This is a genomic window from Klebsiella sp. CTHL.F3a, from assembly GCF_019890895.1.
In the GTDB taxonomy this organism is placed as follows: Bacteria; Pseudomonadota; Gammaproteobacteria; order Enterobacterales; family Enterobacteriaceae; genus Klebsiella; species Klebsiella grimontii.
Window position 1 is genome coordinate 1,590,415 of record NZ_CP082360.1, and the last position, 16,474, is coordinate 1,606,888.

The following is a 16,474-nucleotide window of genomic DNA, read 5'->3' on the forward strand; positions in this document are numbered from 1 at the left end:
CATGAAATCGCTACGTTTATTTCTCTGCGCATTACCGCTGGCTTTAACCGGCTGCTCGACGATGAGCTCGGTTAACTGGTCGGCGGCCTATCCGTGGAACTGGTTTGGTTCCTCCACGGAAGTGACCGAACAGGGCGTAGGCAACCTGACGGCGTCAACGCCGCTGAACGAACAGGCGATCGGTGATGCGCTCGGCAGCAGCTACCGCCTGCGCAGCGGCATGAAAACGGCTAACGGTAATATTGTGCGCTATTTCGAAGCGTTAAAAGATGGCAAGGTCGCGCTCACCATTAACGGCGAGAGCGGGACTATCAGCCGCATCGACGTGCGCGATAGCAATATCAAAGCCGCCAGCGGCGTGAAAATTGGTACCCCGTTCAGCGATATCTACAGCAAGGCGTTTGGCAACTGCCAGAAAGGCAGCAACGACAACGGTGCCGTGGTGGAATGCAAGGCCGAGGGCAGCCAGCATATTAGCTATGCTTTCACCGGCAACTGGAGCGGTCCTGAAGAGTTAATGCCCTCCGACGACACGCTGAAGAACTGGAAGGTGAGCAAGATTATCTGGCGCCGCTAATTTGATCTGAAGTGATTCGAGGTCCTGAAAAAGCGGGTACAATAACGCCTTAAAAAAGCCACAGCGTTGTGGCTGTCCTATTTTTCAGGAGGAGCGATGTCTCAGGTTCAGAGCGGCATTTTGCCGGAACATTGCCGTGCGGCGATTTGGATTGAAGCAAATGTCAAAGGCGATGTTGACGCCCTGCGTGAAGCCAGCAAAGTGTTTGCCGATAAGTTAGCCACCTTTCAGGCGAAATACCCGCAAGCGAAGCTGGGGGCGGTGGTGGCTTTTGGCCATAACGTCTGGCGCCAGCTGAGCGGCGGCGTTGGGGCCGAAGAGCTAAAAGACTTTCCGGCCTACGGCAAAGGTCTGGCGCCGTCGACCCAGTACGATGTGCTGATCCACATTCTCTCCGCGCAGCATGAGCTGAACTTCTCTGTGGCGCAGGCGGCCATGTCTGCTTTTGGCGCAGCAGTTGATGTTAAAGAAGAGATTCATGGCTTTCGCTGGATTGAAGAGCGCGATCTGAGCGGCTTTGTCGACGGTACTGAAAATCCGGCCGGCGAAGAGACGCGCCGTGAAGTGGCGGTGATTCAGGATGGCGTCGATGCGGGCGGCAGCTACGTATTCGTGCAGCGCTGGGAGCACAACCTCAAGCAGCTTAATCGCATGAGCGTCCCTGACCAGGAGATGATGATCGGCCGCACCAAAGAAGCCAACGAAGAGATTGACGGCGACGATCGTCCGGACACCTCTCACCTGAGCCGCGTGGATCTGAAAGAAGAGGGAAAAGGGCTGAAGATTGTCCGTCAGAGCCTGCCGTACGGCACCGCCAGCGGTACCCACGGCCTCTACTTTTGCGCTTACTGCGCCCGTCTGTACAACATTGAGCAGCAGCTGCTGAGCATGTTCGGCGATACTGACGGTAAGCGTGATGCGATGCTGCGTTTTACCAAACCGGTGACCGGCGGATACTACTTCGCGCCTTCGCTGGATAGACTGCTGGCGCTGTAAGATTTCCCCTCTCCCCACAAGGGGAGGAAACCGTTCGGCACCGCAGGCAAGCGTCGAACGGTTTCCGGTTCTGAATGCGTGATTCAGATAAGCTTTGCCATTTCCTTATTCTCTTTTCGACTTCCAAATCGCCAAACGGTATATAAAACCGTTACTCCTTTCATAGCCGTTATAAATATGATGATCAGCAGAAAATCATCATATTGATAAGGGTGCGCAATGGCCGTTAAATCATTAACAAAAGGATATCTGGCGCTGGCTGCTTCTGTGCTGCTGGTTGCGCAGGCGCAGGCGACGGAACTGCTGAACAGTTCCTACGATGTTTCCCGCGAGCTGTTTGCCGCCCTTAACCCGCAGTTTGAACAGCAGTGGGCGAAAGATAACGGCGGCTATAAGCTGACGATTAAACAATCTCATGCCGGGTCATCAAAACAGGCGCTGGCGATTCTGCAAGGGCTTAAGGCCGACGTGGTGACCTACAATCAGGTGACCGACGTCCAGATTCTGCACGACAAAGGTAAACTGATCCCGGCGGACTGGCAAAGCCGTCTGCCGAATAACAGCTCGCCGTTTTACTCGACGATGGGATTCCTGGTGCGTAAAGGCAACCCGAAAAATATCCACGACTGGAATGACTTAGTGCGTTCCGACGTGAAGCTGATTTTCCCGAACCCGAAGACCTCCGGCAATGCCCGTTACACCTACCTGGCTGCCTGGGGGGCCGCGGACAAAGCTGACGGCGGCGATAAAGCGAAAACCGAGCAGTTTATGACTCAGTTTCTGAAAAACGTCGAGGTGTTTGATACCGGTGGGCGCGGCGCAACTACCACCTTTGCCGAGCGTGGGCTTGGCGATGTGCTGATTAGCTTCGAGTCTGAAGTGAATAACATTCGTAAACAGTACGAAGATCAGGGCTTTGAGGTGGTCATTCCTAAAACCAATATCCTCGCTGAATTCCCGGTTGCCTGGGTGGATAAAAACGTGCAGGCCAACGGAACGGAGAAAGCGGCGAAAGCCTACCTGAACTGGCTCTATAGCCCGCAGGCGCAGACGGTCATCACGGACTATTACTATCGCGTGAACAACCCGAAAGTGATGGATTCCCTGAAAGAGAAATTCCCGCAGACCGAGCTGTTCCGCGTGGAAGATAAATTTGGTTCCTGGCCGGAAGTGATGAAAACCCATTTTGCCAGCGGCGGTGAGCTGGACAAACTGCTGGCGGCGGGGCGTAAGTAATGTTTGCAGTATCGACTAAACGCGTGCTGCCGGGCTTTACCTTAAGCCTCGGGACCAGCCTGCTGTTCGTCTGCCTGATCCTATTGTTACCGCTCAGCGCGCTGGTGATGCAGCTTGCCCAGATGAGCTGGGCGCAGTACTGGGATGTGGTCACCAACCCGCAGGTGGTAGCGGCCTATAAAGTGACGCTGCTCTCGGCGTTTGTGGCGTCGATTTTTAACGGCGTGTTCGGTCTGCTGATGGCGTGGATCTTAACCCGCTACCGCTTCCCGGGCCGCACGCTGCTTGATGCTCTGATGGATTTGCCGTTTGCGCTGCCGACGGCCGTTGCCGGCTTAACCCTCGCGTCGCTCTTCTCCGTGAACGGGTTGTACGGCGAGTGGCTGGCGAAATTTGATATTAAAGTCACCTATACGTGGCTCGGTATCGCGGTGGCCATGGCCTTTACCAGCATCCCGTTTGTGGTGCGTACCGTGCAGCCGGTGCTGGAAGAGCTGGGCCCGGAATATGAAGAAGCGGCGGAAACCCTGGGCGCCACGCGCTGGCAGAGCTTTCGCAAGGTGGTGCTGCCGGAGCTTTCCCCGGCGCTGATGGCCGGCGTTGCGCTGTCCTTTACCCGCAGCCTCGGGGAGTTCGGCGCGGTGATTTTTATCGCCGGCAACATTGCGTGGAAAACGGAAGTGACCTCGCTGATGATTTTTATCCGTTTGCAGGAGTTCGATTACCCGGCGGCGAGCGCGATCGCTTCGGTGATCCTCGCTGCCTCGCTGCTGCTGCTGTACTCGATTAACACTCTGCAAAGTCGCTTTGGTCGACGTGTGGTAGGTCACTGATGGCGGAAGTTACGCAATTGAAGCGATACGATGCGCCCCGCATCAACTGGGGTAAATGGTTTCTGATAGGTGCGGGCGTGCTGGTTTCTGCCTTCATCCTGATTGTGCCGATGGTCTATATCTTCGTGCAGGCCTTTAGCAAAGGCCTGATGCCGGTGCTGCAAAATCTTGCAGACCCGGACATGCTGCACGCCATCTGGCTAACGGTCATGATTGCCTTGATTACCGTACCGGTAAACCTGGTTTTCGGTACGCTGCTGGCGTGGCTGGTGACGCGCTTTACCTTTCCAGGCCGTCAGCTGCTGTTGACGCTGCTGGATATACCTTTTGCCGTCTCGCCGGTGGTGGCGGGTCTGGTTTATCTGCTGTTTTACGGTTCTAACGGTCCGCTGGGCGGCTGGCTCGATGAGCATAACCTACAGATTATGTTTGCCTGGCCGGGTATGGTCCTGGCGACCATTTTTGTGACCTGTCCGTTTGTGGTCCGCGAACTGGTGCCAGTGATGATGAGCCAGGGCAGTAATGAAGATGAGGCGGCGATTCTGCTCGGCGCTTCGGGCTGGCAGATGTTCCGCCGGGTTACGCTGCCCAACATTCGCTGGGCGCTGCTCTACGGCGTGGTGCTGACTAACGCCCGCGCGATTGGTGAATTCGGCGCCGTGTCGGTGGTTTCCGGCTCAATTCGCGGCGAAACCTTATCGCTGCCGCTACAAATTGAACTACTGGAGCAGGATTACAATTCCGTCGGTTCCTTTACCGCCGCCGCCCTGCTGACGTTAATGGCTATTTTGACCCTATTTTTGAAGAGTATGGTGCAATGGCGTTTGGCCAATCAGGAAAAACGCGCGCAACTGGAGGGAAATCATGAGCATTGAGATTGCCAATATTAAGAAGTCTTTTGGTCGCACGCAGGTGCTGAATGATATCTCGCTGGATATCCCCTCCGGACAGATGGTCGCGCTGCTGGGGCCGTCAGGCTCCGGGAAAACCACGCTGCTGCGTATCATCGCCGGGCTGGAAAATCAGTCCAGCGGCCATATCCGTTTTCACGGTACCGACGTCAGCCGCGTGCATGCACGCGACCGTAAAGTCGGCTTCGTGTTCCAGCACTACGCGCTGTTTCGCCATATGACGGTGTTCGACAATATCGCCTTTGGCCTGACGGTACTGCCGCGTCGTGAACGACCAAATGCTGCCGGCATCAAGGCAAAAGTCACCAAACTGCTGGAGATGGTCCAGCTGGCGCATCTGGCGGATCGCTATCCGGCCCAGCTTTCCGGCGGGCAGAAGCAGCGCGTCGCGTTAGCGCGCGCGCTGGCGGTTGAACCGCAGATTCTGCTGCTGGATGAACCTTTTGGCGCGCTGGACGCCCAGGTACGTAAAGAATTGAGACGCTGGCTGCGTCAGCTGCACGAAGAGCTGAAGTTTACCAGCGTATTTGTCACGCACGATCAGGAAGAGGCGACCGAAGTTGCCGATCGCGTGGTGGTCATGAGCCAGGGCAATATCGAACAGGCCGATGCGCCCGATCGGGTATGGCGCGAGCCGGCCACTCGTTTTGTGCTGGAGTTCATGGGCGAAGTTAACCGCCTGAAGGGAACCCTTCGCGGCGGTCAGTTCCACGTCGGCGCGCATCGCTGGCCGTTGGGCTATACCCCGGCGTACCAGGGGCCGGTCGATCTGTTCTTGCGTCCGTGGGAAGTGGATATCAGCCGTCGTACCAGCCTGGATTCGCCGCTGCCGGTACAGGTGCTGGAAGCGAGCCCGAAAGGCCACTACACCCAATTAGTTGTGCAGCCTCTCGGGTGGTATGACGAACCGCTAACCGTGGTGCATCAGGGTGAAGATGCGCCGCACCGCGGGGAACGCCTGTTTGTTGGCCTGCAGAACGCGCGTCTGTACAACGGCAATGAACGTATTGAGCCGCGTGAGGAGCTTGCTCTGGCTGAATCGGCCTGATAGCTTATTGCATAGTTTATCGCCCGGTGGCGCTTCGCCTATCGGGCCTACAGTTATCACTACGTCTTGTAGGCCGGGTAAGCGAAGCGCCACCCGGCTTTTTTATTGAGTAGAAATCGTGAATACACTCGAACACACCATCGGCAACACTCCTCTGGTCAAACTGCAGCGCATGGGGCCGGACAACGGCAGCGAAATATGGGTCAAACTCGAAGGCAACAATCCCGCGGGCTCGGTGAAAGACAGAGCGGCGCTGTCGATGATTGTCGAGGCTGAGAAGCGCGGAGAAATTAAGCCCGGTGATGTGCTGATTGAAGCGACCAGCGGCAACACCGGCATTGCGCTGGCGATGATCGCCGCGCTTAAAGGCTATCAGATGAAGCTGCTGATGCCGGACAACATGAGCCAGGAGCGCCGTGCCGCCATGCGCGCCTACGGCGCGGAGCTAATTCTGGTGACGAAAGAGCAGGGAATGGAAGGTGCGCGTGACTTAGCGTTAGAAATGGCACAGCGCGGCGAAGGCAAGCTGCTCGATCAGTTCAACAACCCGGACAACCCGTACGCGCACTACACCACCACCGGGCCGGAAATCTGGCGGCAGACCGACGGGCGGATCACCCATTTTGTCTCCAGTATGGGCACCACCGGCACCATTACCGGCGTATCGCGTTTTCTGCGCGAGCAGGATAAAGCGGTGAGCATCGTCGGACTGCAGCCGGAAGAGGGGAGCAGTATTCCCGGAATTCGCCGCTGGCCTGCCGAATATATGCCGGGTATTTTTAACGCGCAGCTGGTGGACGTGGTGCTCGATATCCATCAACAGGATGCCGAAAACACCATGCGGATGCTGGCGGTGAAGGAAGGGATTTTCTGCGGCGTCAGTTCCGGCGGCGCGGTGGCGGGCGCGTTGCGCGTTGCCCGCGAAAATCCCGGCGCGGTAGTGGTGGCGATCGTTTGCGATCGCGGCGATCGCTACCTTTCTACCGGTGTATTTGGCGAAGAGCACTTTACCCAGGGCGCGGGAATTTAAACTTCGGGCATGTCGAGCAGGTCGGTTCCGTAGGAGTTGTCCACGGTGCAGAGCCAGCGTTCGCCCTGCTGACGAAAGACATAGGTTGCGCGCCGCGTGACCTGTGTTATCCCGGCTTCTGTCGGGATATCCAGTCGGGTCTCCATAATCACCAGCGCATTATCGCCGCCTTCGATGATCTCCATTTTTCCCTGCGTCACCACCAGCCGGTGCTGGAAATAGTCGGCAATGGCGATAAACGCGTTGCGAATATTTTCTTTGCCTCTGACCACCATGCCTGGTTTGACGACAAGCGCGGCGTCTTCAGCGTAATATTCCATCAGTGTTGCGTAATCTTCCTGGGAGATAGCGCGATCGCAGGCTTCGATGGCGGCTTTAAGTTGCGGGTTGGGATTGTGCATTTCTGGCGATCCTCGCATTGTCGGGCTTGAATAAAAGCGTTTTGCTTACTTTGCCGTCAGCTTATCAAGGAACACCCATAGCTTCTCATTCATTTCGCGATAATCCCAGGCGCGCATCTCCTGTTCACTGCGAATGAAACGCCTGCCTCTGGCGGCGCTGAGCTCCAGCTGTGAATGAGAGATCAGCAGCTCGATGACCTCAGCATCAAACTCCATGTGGCACTGGAAGCCATAGACCCGGTCGCTGTATTTCACAATTTGCCGCGGGCAGCCTTCGCTGGAGGCCATCACTTCCGCCTCTGGCGTCAGGCCAGGCATATCGTTATGCCAGTGGCCGACGACCAGCGAGGGGCCAAAATGGGCCAGTTTGTCATCCTGCAGACCTGCCGTGGTGAGCGTGATAGGATAGTGGCCGACCTCTTTTTCTGGACTCTGCATAACCGGCGCGCCCAGCGCTTCACCGATAAGCTGCGAGCCGAGACAAATCCCCACCACGATCCGCCCGGCGGCAATGGCCTGTGCAATCAAACGCTGCTCGGCGTGGCTATCAAACCAGGGGCACTCAGTTAATGTTGTGCGCGGAGATTGTGGGCCGCCGAGCACGACCAGCATATCAAAAGCATCGGCGTTTTCCGGGAGCGCATCTCCCGCATATACCCGCGACCAGCTGGTACCGTAGCCGCGCGCCTGCGCCCAGCGCAGGTAAGCTCCCGGCGCTTCAAAGACTTCATGGACGATAAAGTGGATCTGCATAGCGTTAACTCCCGTCACTGTTGTTGTAATATCTGGTATAAGTCATTGGCGAGCTTATTAATTTCATTATCGTTAAGCGTTGCAAGCGACAACCGCAGCCCGTGCGCTGGTTCGCGGATACCGAACGTTTCGCCTTCGCGAACCAGCCAGCCGGCGTGCGCCAGACGGAGCGCCACCGGCTGGCTCGGCTCCTGCAGCGGGAACCAAAAATTAAGCCCGTCTCCTGGCGTCAGGTGGGTGATTCCGCGGCTGGTGAGGGCGGCAATCAGCTTTTCATGCTGCTGACGATAGTGGCGCCGGGTTTCCGCCAGAGAGGCCATAAAGGCGTTGTCGTTAAGGCAGGCGATGACCAGATCCTGCAACAGATGGCTGACCCATTGGCTACCGGAATTCAGCCTCAGTCGCAGTGCCGCCGACGTGTCGGCGTCGCTGGCGACGATGGCCAGACGCATATCCGGCCCCAGGGTTTTTGACAGGGAGCGTACCAGCGCCCAACGCTGGCTTTCCACGGCGATAGGGGAGTACCAGGGCGTGGCGGAGAGCAGCGCGAAATGATCGTCAACAATTACCAGAACCTGCGGATAGCGGGCCAGTATTTGGCGTATTGCCCGGGCGCGGGAATCGCTGAGGCTACAGCCGGTCGGATTGTGTGCGCGCGGGGTGATAATGACCGCCCGGGCGCCGTTGCGCAGCGCCTCTTCAAGGGACTCAGGTTGCATGCCTTCCCCGTCGACCGGCACCGGGGAAGGGTGAAAACCGGCATAGCGCAGCATATTGATGCTGCTGAGAAAGCAGGGATCTTCGATGGCCACGCTATCGCCGGGCAGCAGCAGGGCGCATAGCAGGCGCTCAAGCGCATCGACGGCGCCGCTGGCGAGGTTAATCTCGGCGTCCATCTCCAGATCCGGGTTAACCCAGCGGCTGGCCCACGCGGCCAGCCGGGGCTCAACCGCCGCATCGCCGTACAGACGGGGCGCTAAAGCAATCGCACCGAGGGAGTGCTTGAGGTCCGCCAGGCGAGCGGGATCGGGATTGCCGCTGGAAATATCCTTCAGCGGCGAAGAGGGATCGCCCCCTTCAATGGCGGGAAGAGTATTATGCGTTTTAATGGCGGTGCCATTACGCCCCTGACTGATGGCCAGACCGGAGGTTACCAGGCGCTTATAGGCGGCAGCGACGGTATTGCGATTAACCGCCAGCTTGCCAGCCAGCTCGCGGACCGGCGGCAAAATATCGCCAGGCTTGAGCGCGCCGCTTTGTACCAGATGGCGGATGTTATCGAAGATCTCACTGGCAGTTTTTCCAACGATCATTATTGACCTATGACAAAATGAATTTTAGCATAGGACGAATGATAATCAGAGTCTGACTCGCTGTCCAGCGGGAGGAGAAAGGATGGATCAGCAAGATGAAATACAATCGGTGCTCTTTAACGATAAAAGCCGGGCGCTGCAGGTCGATATTGTGGCCGTGCAGTCGCAGGTGGTCTACGGCAGCGTAGGCAACAGTATTGCGATACCGGCGATAAAGCAGCATGGCCTGCGGGTCATCGCGGTGCCGACGGTGCTGTTCAGCAATACGCCGCACTATGATACTTACTATGGCGGCGTTATCCCGGAAGAGTGGTTTGCCGGCTATTTAAAGGCGCTGGAGGAGCGTGACGCGCTCCGCGAGCTGCGGGCGGTAACGACCGGCTATATGGGCAGCGCCGTGCAGATTAAGCGTCTGGCGCAATGGCTGCTGCGCATTCGCGAGCACCATCCTGAACTGTGTATTATCGTTGATCCCGTCATTGGCGATGTGGATAGCGGCATCTACGTCAAGGCCGAGATCCCTGAAGCCTACCGTGCGCATTTGCTCCCGCTGGCTCAGGTGATCACGCCCAATCTGTTTGAGCTGGAGACGCTAAGCGGCCTGCCTTGTCATAATCAGCAGGAGGCGATTATTGCCGCCCGTAGTCTGCTCTCTGATTCACTGAAATGGGTCGTTATTACCAGCGCACCGGGAGCGGATAGCGCCACGATCAACGTGCTGGTGGTTAGCGCAGAGTCGGTCGAGGTGATCGAACATCCGCGTGTAGAAACCGACCTTAAGGGAACGGGCGATCTTTTTTGCGCCGAACTGGCCTGCGGCCTGGTGGGCGGAATGCCGCTGGGCGACGCCGCTAAAGTCGCCGCGCAGCGGGTGCTGGCGGTTATGACGTGGACCGATGAACAGGGCTGCGATGAGCTCATTCTGCCGCCGAGAGGGGAAGGAGTATGAAGAGCTATCGCTTAGTGGTGCGTCAGCAGGGAAGAGTCGTCGGTCATTTTGAAACGACCGGCAGCGAAGCGCTGGAAGATATCTGCGAAATTGGTTCGCTCTTTGGCGCCGTGGGTGGATATCAGTGTGATTTGCTGGTTTCTGATAGCGAGAAGCGGATTCTGGAAAGCAGTCCAGAAGGGATGAAAATACTTTCGCGAGAGAAGCGCTACCGGCCGTTTAAAGCGGCGATATAAAAAAATGGCGCCGAGAGGCGCCATTCTTCTGCGGCAAGAATTACTTCTTGATGCGGATAACCGGAGTTTCACCCACGGTTACGCTACCGGACAGTTTGATCAGCTCTTTGATCTCGTCCATGTTGGAGATAACAACCGGAGTCAGGGTAGACTTGGCTTTCTCTTCCAGCAGCGGCAGATCGAATTCGATAACCGGGTCGCCGACTTTCACGCGCTGGCCTTCTTCAGCGATACGTTTGAAGCCTTCGCCTTTCAGTTCAACGGTATCAATACCGAAGTGAACGAACAGTTCAATGCCGCTATCAGATTCGATTGAAAAAGCATGGTTGGTTTCAAAAATTTTACCGATGGTACCATCTACCGGCGCAACCATTTTGTTGCCAGTAGGTTTGATAGCAATGCCATCACCCACAATTTTTTCCGCGAAAACTACATCCGGCACGTCTTCAATGTTGACGATCTCGCCAGAGAGCGGGGCAACAATCTCAATAGTTCCGGTGTCTTTTTTGTCATCAGAAACCAGAGATTTCAATTTATCGAACAAACCCATGATCTTCTCCTAAGCAGTAATTTGGGCCGCGCATCTCGTGAATTAGCAGATTGTTTTTTCTTCAATGAACTTGTTAACCAGCGTCATTAACTCGTCCGTTGTCGGTTGAGCAAGAGCCTGCTCTGCTAATACTTTCGCATCTTCGAAGTTCGTGTTACGGATAATCTTCTTGATGCGCGGGATGGAAATGGCGCTCATAGAGAACTCGTCCAGACCCATACCCAGCAACAGAAGTGTAGCACGTTCATCGCCCGCAAGCTCACCGCACATGCCAGTCCATTTGCCTTCAGCATGAGAAGCATCAATAACTTGCTTAATCAGCGTCAGCACGGACGGGGACATTGGCTGGTAAAGATGTGAAATCATATCATTACCACGGTCAACTGCCAGAGTATACTGCGTTAAATCATTGGTACCGATACTAAAGAAATCAACTTCTTTGGCTAAGTGACGAGCAATTGTCGCAGCGGCTGGGGTTTCCACCATCACGCCAATCTCAATGGACTCATCAAAAGCTTTACCTTCGTCGCGCAGTTCCTGTTTGTAGATTTCGATATCTTTCTTCAGTGCACGCACTTCTTCAACAGAGATGATCATCGGGAACATGATGCGCAGTTTACCGAAAGCGGAAGCACGCAGGATTGCACGAACCTGGTCGCGCAGAATCTCTTTGCGATCCATGGCGATGCGCACCGCGCGCCAGCCGAGGAACGGGTTCTCTTCTTTCGGGAAGTTCATATACGGCAGCTCTTTGTCGCCGCCGATGTCCATGGTGCGAACGATAACCGCCTGCGAGCCACACGCTTCGGCAACGGCTTTGTAAGCGGCGAACTGTTCTTCTTCAGTTGGCAGCGAGTCGCGGTCCATGAACAGGAATTCTGTACGATATAAGCCAACGCCTTCTGCGCCGTTACGCTCGGCACCTTCAACGTCGCGTACGGTACCGATGTTTGCGCAGACTTCAACCTGATGGCCGTCCAGCGTGATTGCCGGCAGGTCTTTCAGCTTAGCCAGTTCCGCTTTTTCTTCAGCGACCTGAGCCTGCAGGTTGCGCAGTTCTTCGATTTGTTGGTCGTTCGGGTTAACCAGAACCTGATTATTCACCGCGTCGAGAACCAGATAGTCGCCGTTTTTCACCTGGCTGGTCACGCTGCCGGTGCCCACGATGGCCGGCAGTTCAAGGGAACGCGCCATGATGGAGGTGTGGGAAGTACGGCCGCCTGCGTCGGTAATGAAACCCAGTACCTTGTTCAGGTTCAGCTGCGCGGTTTCAGACGGAGTGAGGTCAGCGGCAACCAGAATAACTTCATCCTGAATCGCGCTCAGATCGATGATGGCCAGACCGAGGATGTTGCGCAGCAGGCGCTTACCGATGTCGCGTACGTCAGCTGCACGCTCTTTCAGGTATTCGTCATCCAGTTCTTCCAGGGCAGTAGCCTGACCTTCGATAACTTCATTGGCTGCCGCATCGGCAGTCATATGCTTATCTTTAATCAGGGCTATGATTTCCTGCTCAAGCTCCTCATCTTCCAGCAGCATGATGTGCCCTTCGAAGATGGCTTCTTTTTCTTCACCGAAAGTTTCACCAGCTTTGGTTTTGATGACCTCCAGCTGGGCGGAGGCCTTGGAGCGGCCGTTCAGAAAACGTTCAACTTCCTGATCAACCTTATCGGCAGAAATTTTCTTCCGGTCGATGACAATTTCATCTTCTTTCAGCAGAAGAGCTTTGCCGAAAGCGATACCCGGGGATGCTAAAATGCCTGAAATCATAACCCTACCTTACTTGTGACTGATATTAAAAAGAACCCGTGAACTTACTCGAGTTCAGCCATCAGTTTAACCAGATGCTCAACTGCTTTCTGCTCATCTTCGCCTTCGGCAGAGAGAGTCACAACGGTACCCTGGGTCAGGCCCAGAGTCTGCAGTTTGAACAGGCTTTTGGCGCTGGCGCTTTTGCCGTTGGAGGTTACAGTGATCTCAGAAGTGAAGCCTTTTGCTTCTTTAACAAACTGAGCAGCAGGGCGGGTGTGCAGACCGTTCGGAGCGGTAATAGTAACTTCTTGCTGGAACATTATATTTCCCCAACTTATAGGTTTAGTGTTGTGGACCTAAAGTTTAGCCTAACGGCCAAACTTTAGCCTGTATCGTTAGCGCCGGCATCACGTATCCGGCTCCGGCACCAGCAGCGGTGAATCGCTGTGGAAACCTTCGGCCGTTAACGTCTACCACGTCATTAAACATTATGCCGCTAAAGGAAGACTTGAACCAAATCATAAAATCGATTCAGCTTATGGAAATCCAAATCGGAATAATTTCGCGCATCGAAATAAATGTGCTGGTTAAATACCAGACCCAACGAAGTGAATCAATGCCAGGAGGGGTAAAAGTTTGACGTGTGCCACAAAAAAGCACCTGAAAAGGTGCTTTTTTACACGATATTAACAAGCTGGCATTACTGTTGCAGTTCTTTCTCAGTGAAGAGATCGGCAAACAATGCGGTGCTTAAATAGCGCTCACCTGAAGAAGGTAGGATAACCACAATATTCTTATTGGTAAAGGATTCATCCTGCTGCAGCTTCAGCGCAGCGGCAACGGCGGCGCCGGAAGAGATCCCGGCCAGAATACCTTCCTCTTCCATCAGGCGGCGCGCGGTGGAAATGGCTTCTTCGTTGGTGATCGCAATCACTTTATCCACCAGTTTCAAATCCAGGTTGCCTGGGATAAAGCCTGCGCCAATACCCTGAATTTTATGCGGTCCGGGCTTAAGCTCTTCGCCCGCCAGCGCCTGGGCGATAACCGGGGAATCGGTGGGTTCAACGGCAACGGTAATCAGATCTTTTTTACCTTTGGTGCCTTTGATATAACGGCTCACGCCGGTCAGTGTACCGCCAGTACCGACGCCGGAGATAAATACGTCAACCTGACCATCGGTATCTTCCCAGATTTCCGGGCCGGTGGTTTTTTCATGAATTTCCGGGTTCGCCGGATTGCTGAACTGCTGCAGCAGGAGGAATTTTTCCGGATTGCTGGCGACAATCTCTTCGGCTTTCTGGATGGCGCCTTTCATGCCTTTAGCGCCTTCGGTCAGCACCAGATTGGCGCCCAGGGCCTTCAGCAGCTTGCGGCGTTCGATGCTCATGGTCTCCGGCATGGTCAGCGTCAGCTTATAGCCGCGCGCCGCAGCCACGTAGGCCAGAGCGATACCGGTATTACCGCTGGTCGGTTCCACCAGCTCAACGCCGGGTTTCAGCACGCCGCGTTTTTCGGCATCCCAAATCATATTGGCACCGATACGGCATTTTACGCTAAAGCTCGGGTTACGAGATTCTACCTTTGCCAGGATGCGCCCGTTACCGATGCGGTTCAGTCGTACCAGCGGCGTATGGCCGATAGTCAGGGAGTTGTCTTCAAAAATCTTACTCATGGCCCGTCCTTAACTGTATGAAATTTGGGAGTACGGCTTCAGCATACCCGCTTAAAGAATATGCGGAAGTAAGGATTTAGCATATCTATATTCGGAAGAGAAATAATGATAAGCCAGAAGTAATAAGGAGCGGCATAAGCCGCTCCGAAAGCGATAGCGCTACTTCCACATCGCGTGTTTGTCGCGGTAGCAATCAACCCACATTGCCGTCGCGCCGCAAATCGCGACGGGCAGGATGACCAGGTTCAGCACCGGGATCATGGTAAACAGGCTGGTCAGGGCGCCAAACTGCATATTGGTCACTTTACGCGTGCGCAGCGCCTGACGCATCGTTTTAAACGGTACCTTATGGTTATCAAAAGGATAGTCGCAGTACTGAATTGCCAGCATCCAGGCGCTGAACAGGAACCACAGCACAGGAGCTATGGTCTGGCCGATACCGGGAATAAAGTAGAGGATCAGCAAAACGATGGCCCGCGGGAGATACCAGGCGAACTTCTGCCACTCGCGCTTCATGATGCGCGGCACATCTTTCAGAATGCCGAAAACCCCGACGTCCGGCGGCGTCGCACCCGTCAGGCGCGCTTCAAGCTGCTCGGCCAGCAGGCCGCTGAAGGGAGCGGCAATCCAGTTGGCGATTGTCGAGAAGAAGTAGCCGAAGACAAGCAGAATCGAAATGACCACCATGGGCCACAGCAGATAGTTAAGCCATTGCAGCCATTCAGGAACATGGCTCATCAAAGAGGGGATCCAGCTGTCGAGACGCGTGAACAACCACCAGAATGCGCCGCCCATCAGAATAATGTTGACGAGCAAAGGGAGGAATACGTATCGACGTATCCCCGGCAGCCCGATCAGCTTCCAACCCTGCGAAAAGTAGTAGACGCCACTGCGCGGGGTCGTTACGGATGATGAAACCATAGTCAGGTAATGCTCCTTTTTTGACATCCAGGCTGAATGCCGGGCTATTTTATCGGGTTAGCAGACAATAACCAGTTAGGAAATGTTCGAAAAAACAGCAAAAAGCACGATTTAGTTCATCTTTATGTAGTGAAAGCCCCACACGCACTTGCACTTGATGTAATCGGCAAATACTCTTAGTGAGTAAATGTTTGCCGTGGTGGCAAGGTGTTAGAACAACAGAGAATATAATGATGCAGGATTTGCGTCTGATATTAATCATTGTTGGCGCGATCGCCATAATCGCTTTACTGGTGCACGGTTTTTGGACCAGCCGTAAAGAGCGCTCCTCGATGTTTCGCGATCGCCCACTGAAACGTATGAAGTCACGCGACGATGAAGAGTCGGAAGGCGACGACTTTAATGACGATGTTGAAGGCGTTGGTGAAGTCCGGGTTCATCGGGCCAGTCATGCGCCGAATGGCGTTCATGGGGAGCATGAAGCACCTCGTCAGCCGCAGCACCAGTATCAGCCTCCTTATGAGCGTCAGGCGCAGCAGCCACCTGTGCGCCCGGAAGAGCCTGTCCGTGCAGCGCAGCCGCCGCAACAACCGCCTGTTCACCCCCAGGCCCCGGTTCAGCAACCGCATCACGCCGTGCCGCCTCAACAGCCGGTGATGCAGTCGCCGCAGCAGGTCCAGCCGCCGCAGCCACAGCAACCTGTTCAGCATGTGCAGCAGCCGGTTCAACAACCTGCCGTCGCTCCAGAGCCTCAGCCGGCGCCAGAACCTCAGGCCCCTGCATCGCAGCAGGCCGCCCCGCAGCCTAAAGAGCGTAAGGAGACGGTCATCGTGATGAACGTCGCCGCGCACCATGGTTCACAGCTCAATGGCGAGCTGTTAATCAATAGCATCCAGCAGGCGGGTTTCAAATTTGGCGATATGAATATCTTTCATCGCCATCTCAGCCCGGACGGCAGCGGTCAGGTGCTCTTCAGCCTGGCCAATATGGTTAAGCCCGGCACCTTCAATCCGGACAGTATGGCGGATATGATGACGCCAGGGGTCACTATCTTTATGCAGGTTCCATCCTTTGGCGATGAACTGCAAAACTTTAAGCTGATGCTGCAGTCCGCGCAGTACATTGCCGATGAAGTCGGCGGCGTAGTACTGGACGATCAGCGTCGGATGATGACGCCGCAAAAACTGCGTGAATATCAAGATCGAATTCGTGAAGTGAAAGAGGCTAACGCCTGATTCATCTTCTTGCGTTTCATCTACTTATCCTGAACCCCCGCCCGTCGGGGGTTTTTTATCA

Annotated in this window: 18 protein-coding genes; 10 read left to right on the forward strand and 8 right to left on the reverse strand. The window is 55.2% G+C overall.

Annotated features, from left to right (window positions below; genetic code table 11):
* The first annotated feature begins 1 nt into the window (after position 1).
* The 7 genes from K7H21_RS07615 to cysM all read left to right on the forward strand — a co-directional run bounded on the left by K7H21_RS07615 (position 2) and on the right by cysM (position 6,631).
* Positions 2 to 577: an RpoE-regulated lipoprotein gene (locus K7H21_RS07615; protein ID WP_004123384.1), complete on the forward strand. Its 576-nt coding sequence runs from the start codon at positions 2 to 4 to the stop codon at positions 575 to 577.
* A 96-nt stretch (positions 578 to 673) separates the two neighbouring features.
* Positions 674 to 1,573, forward strand: a complete 900-nt coding sequence (locus K7H21_RS07620; RefSeq protein WP_004123382.1) for a Dyp-type peroxidase — start codon at positions 674 to 676, stop codon at positions 1,571 to 1,573.
* 219 nt (positions 1,574 to 1,792) lie between these two features.
* A complete protein-coding gene (gene cysP / locus K7H21_RS07625) occupies positions 1,793 to 2,809 on the forward strand; it encodes a thiosulfate/sulfate ABC transporter substrate-binding protein CysP (protein ID WP_223035684.1) in 1,017 nt (338 codons plus the stop codon).
* Positions 2,809 to 3,642 carry a sulfate/thiosulfate ABC transporter permease CysT gene (cysT, locus tag K7H21_RS07630; protein WP_004123378.1) on the forward strand — a complete coding sequence of 278 codons (834 nt, stop codon included), beginning with the start codon at positions 2,809 to 2,811 and terminating at the stop codon, positions 3,640 to 3,642. The genes cysP and cysT overlap by 1 nt, the downstream gene beginning before the upstream one ends.
* The gene (gene cysW, locus K7H21_RS07635; protein ID WP_004123376.1) at positions 3,642 to 4,517 is read left to right on the forward strand and encodes a sulfate/thiosulfate ABC transporter permease CysW; all 876 of its coding nucleotides are present in this window, start codon (positions 3,642 to 3,644) and stop codon (positions 4,515 to 4,517) included. The genes cysT and cysW overlap by 1 nt, the downstream gene beginning before the upstream one ends.
* Positions 4,507 to 5,601, forward strand: a complete 1,095-nt coding sequence (cysA, locus tag K7H21_RS07640) for a sulfate/thiosulfate ABC transporter ATP-binding protein CysA (RefSeq protein WP_004123374.1) — start codon at positions 4,507 to 4,509, stop codon at positions 5,599 to 5,601. Before cysW ends, cysA begins: the two co-directional genes overlap by 11 nt.
* A gap of 118 nt (positions 5,602 to 5,719) precedes the next feature.
* Positions 5,720 to 6,631 carry a cysteine synthase CysM gene (gene cysM / locus K7H21_RS07645; RefSeq protein ID WP_004123372.1) on the forward strand — a complete coding sequence of 304 codons (912 nt, stop codon included), beginning with the start codon at positions 5,720 to 5,722 and terminating at the stop codon, positions 6,629 to 6,631.
* Here the strand turns inward: cysM and K7H21_RS07650 are convergent.
* The 3 genes from K7H21_RS07650 to ptsJ are packed head-to-tail and all read right to left on the reverse strand — an operon-like array spanning position 6,628 to position 9,098.
* Complete coding sequence (locus tag K7H21_RS07650) at positions 6,628 to 7,032, reverse strand: YybH family protein (protein ID WP_004123370.1); 405 nt, start codon at positions 7,030 to 7,032, stop codon at positions 6,628 to 6,630. The two genes, cysM and K7H21_RS07650, sit on opposite strands and share 4 nt — an antisense overlap.
* Before the next feature lie 45 nt (positions 7,033 to 7,077).
* Entirely contained in the window at positions 7,078 to 7,785 is a 708-nt protein-coding gene (locus K7H21_RS07655) for a type 1 glutamine amidotransferase (RefSeq protein ID WP_049113205.1), read from the reverse strand.
* A 14-nt stretch (positions 7,786 to 7,799) separates the two neighbouring features.
* Entirely contained in the window at positions 7,800 to 9,098 is a 1,299-nt protein-coding gene (gene ptsJ, locus K7H21_RS07660; RefSeq protein WP_142471472.1) for a MocR-like B6 salvage transcription factor PtsJ, read from the reverse strand.
* Between the two features lie 82 nt (positions 9,099 to 9,180).
* Here ptsJ and pdxK point away from each other — a divergent pair, with 82 nt between their 5' ends.
* Together pdxK and K7H21_RS07670 are read left to right on the forward strand one after the other, a co-directional pair.
* Positions 9,181 to 10,047 carry a pyridoxine/pyridoxal/pyridoxamine kinase gene (gene pdxK / locus K7H21_RS07665; protein ID WP_004123362.1) on the forward strand — a complete coding sequence of 289 codons (867 nt, stop codon included), beginning with the start codon at positions 9,181 to 9,183 and terminating at the stop codon, positions 10,045 to 10,047.
* Entirely contained in the window at positions 10,044 to 10,283 is a 240-nt protein-coding gene (locus K7H21_RS07670; RefSeq protein WP_004123360.1) for a hypothetical protein, read from the forward strand. Before pdxK ends, K7H21_RS07670 begins: the two co-directional genes overlap by 4 nt.
* A gap of 40 nt (positions 10,284 to 10,323) precedes the next feature.
* On the opposite strand, the gene crr is transcribed toward K7H21_RS07670, so the two are convergent.
* From crr to cysZ, 5 genes are all read right to left on the reverse strand, one after another.
* A complete protein-coding gene (crr, locus tag K7H21_RS07675; protein ID WP_000522253.1) occupies positions 10,324 to 10,833 on the reverse strand; it encodes a PTS glucose transporter subunit IIA in 510 nt (169 codons plus the stop codon).
* Positions 10,834 to 10,875: 42 nt separating this feature from the next.
* Entirely contained in the window at positions 10,876 to 12,603 is a 1,728-nt protein-coding gene (gene ptsI, locus K7H21_RS07680) for a phosphoenolpyruvate-protein phosphotransferase PtsI (RefSeq protein WP_223035685.1), read from the reverse strand.
* Between the two features lie 44 nt (positions 12,604 to 12,647).
* The gene (gene ptsH / locus K7H21_RS07685) at positions 12,648 to 12,905 is read right to left on the reverse strand and encodes a phosphocarrier protein Hpr (RefSeq protein WP_002913505.1); all 258 of its coding nucleotides are present in this window, start codon (positions 12,903 to 12,905) and stop codon (positions 12,648 to 12,650) included.
* Positions 12,906 to 13,285: 380 nt separating this feature from the next.
* Positions 13,286 to 14,257, reverse strand: a complete 972-nt coding sequence (gene cysK, locus K7H21_RS07690; protein WP_004123356.1) for a cysteine synthase A — start codon at positions 14,255 to 14,257, stop codon at positions 13,286 to 13,288.
* 159 nt (positions 14,258 to 14,416) lie between these two features.
* A complete protein-coding gene (gene cysZ / locus K7H21_RS07695; protein WP_004123354.1) occupies positions 14,417 to 15,178 on the reverse strand; it encodes a sulfate transporter CysZ in 762 nt (253 codons plus the stop codon).
* Positions 15,179 to 15,408: 230 nt separating this feature from the next.
* Between cysZ and zipA the strand changes: the two genes are divergently transcribed.
* A complete protein-coding gene (zipA, locus tag K7H21_RS07700; RefSeq protein WP_004123351.1) occupies positions 15,409 to 16,413 on the forward strand; it encodes a cell division protein ZipA in 1,005 nt (334 codons plus the stop codon).
* Positions 16,414 to 16,474: the final 61 nt, after the last annotated feature.

Bases quoted from the DNA above. Each gene is read 5' to 3' on its own strand.
- K7H21_RS07615 (WP_004123384.1), top strand. From the start codon at position 2: ATGAAATCGCTACGTTTATTTCTCTGCGCATTACCGCTGGCTTTAACC.
- K7H21_RS07620 (WP_004123382.1), top strand. From the start codon at position 674: ATGTCTCAGGTTCAGAGCGGCATTTTGCCGGAACATTGCCGTGCGGCG.
- cysP (WP_223035684.1), top strand. From the start codon at position 1,793: ATGGCCGTTAAATCATTAACAAAAGGATATCTGGCGCTGGCTGCTTCT.
- cysT (WP_004123378.1), top strand. From the start codon at position 2,809: ATGTTTGCAGTATCGACTAAACGCGTGCTGCCGGGCTTTACCTTAAGC.
- cysW (WP_004123376.1), top strand. From the start codon at position 3,642: ATGGCGGAAGTTACGCAATTGAAGCGATACGATGCGCCCCGCATCAAC.
- cysA (WP_004123374.1), top strand. From the start codon at position 4,507: ATGAGCATTGAGATTGCCAATATTAAGAAGTCTTTTGGTCGCACGCAG.
- K7H21_RS07650 (WP_004123370.1), bottom strand. From the start codon at position 7,032: ATGCACAATCCCAACCCGCAACTTAAAGCCGCCATCGAAGCCTGCGAT.
- K7H21_RS07655 (WP_049113205.1), bottom strand. From the start codon at position 7,785: ATGCAGATCCACTTTATCGTCCATGAAGTCTTTGAAGCGCCGGGAGCT.
- ptsJ (WP_142471472.1), bottom strand. From the start codon at position 9,098: ATGATCGTTGGAAAAACTGCCAGTGAGATCTTCGATAACATCCGCCAT.
- pdxK (WP_004123362.1), top strand. From the start codon at position 9,181: ATGGATCAGCAAGATGAAATACAATCGGTGCTCTTTAACGATAAAAGC.
- K7H21_RS07670 (WP_004123360.1), top strand. From the start codon at position 10,044: ATGAAGAGCTATCGCTTAGTGGTGCGTCAGCAGGGAAGAGTCGTCGGT.
- crr (WP_000522253.1), bottom strand. From the start codon at position 10,833: ATGGGTTTGTTCGATAAATTGAAATCTCTGGTTTCTGATGACAAAAAA.
- ptsI (WP_223035685.1), bottom strand. From the start codon at position 12,603: ATGATTTCAGGCATTTTAGCATCCCCGGGTATCGCTTTCGGCAAAGCT.
- ptsH (WP_002913505.1), bottom strand. From the start codon at position 12,905: ATGTTCCAGCAAGAAGTTACTATTACCGCTCCGAACGGTCTGCACACC.
- cysK (WP_004123356.1), bottom strand. From the start codon at position 14,257: ATGAGTAAGATTTTTGAAGACAACTCCCTGACTATCGGCCATACGCCG.
- cysZ (WP_004123354.1), bottom strand. From the start codon at position 15,178: ATGGTTTCATCATCCGTAACGACCCCGCGCAGTGGCGTCTACTACTTT.
- zipA (WP_004123351.1), top strand. From the start codon at position 15,409: ATGATGCAGGATTTGCGTCTGATATTAATCATTGTTGGCGCGATCGCC.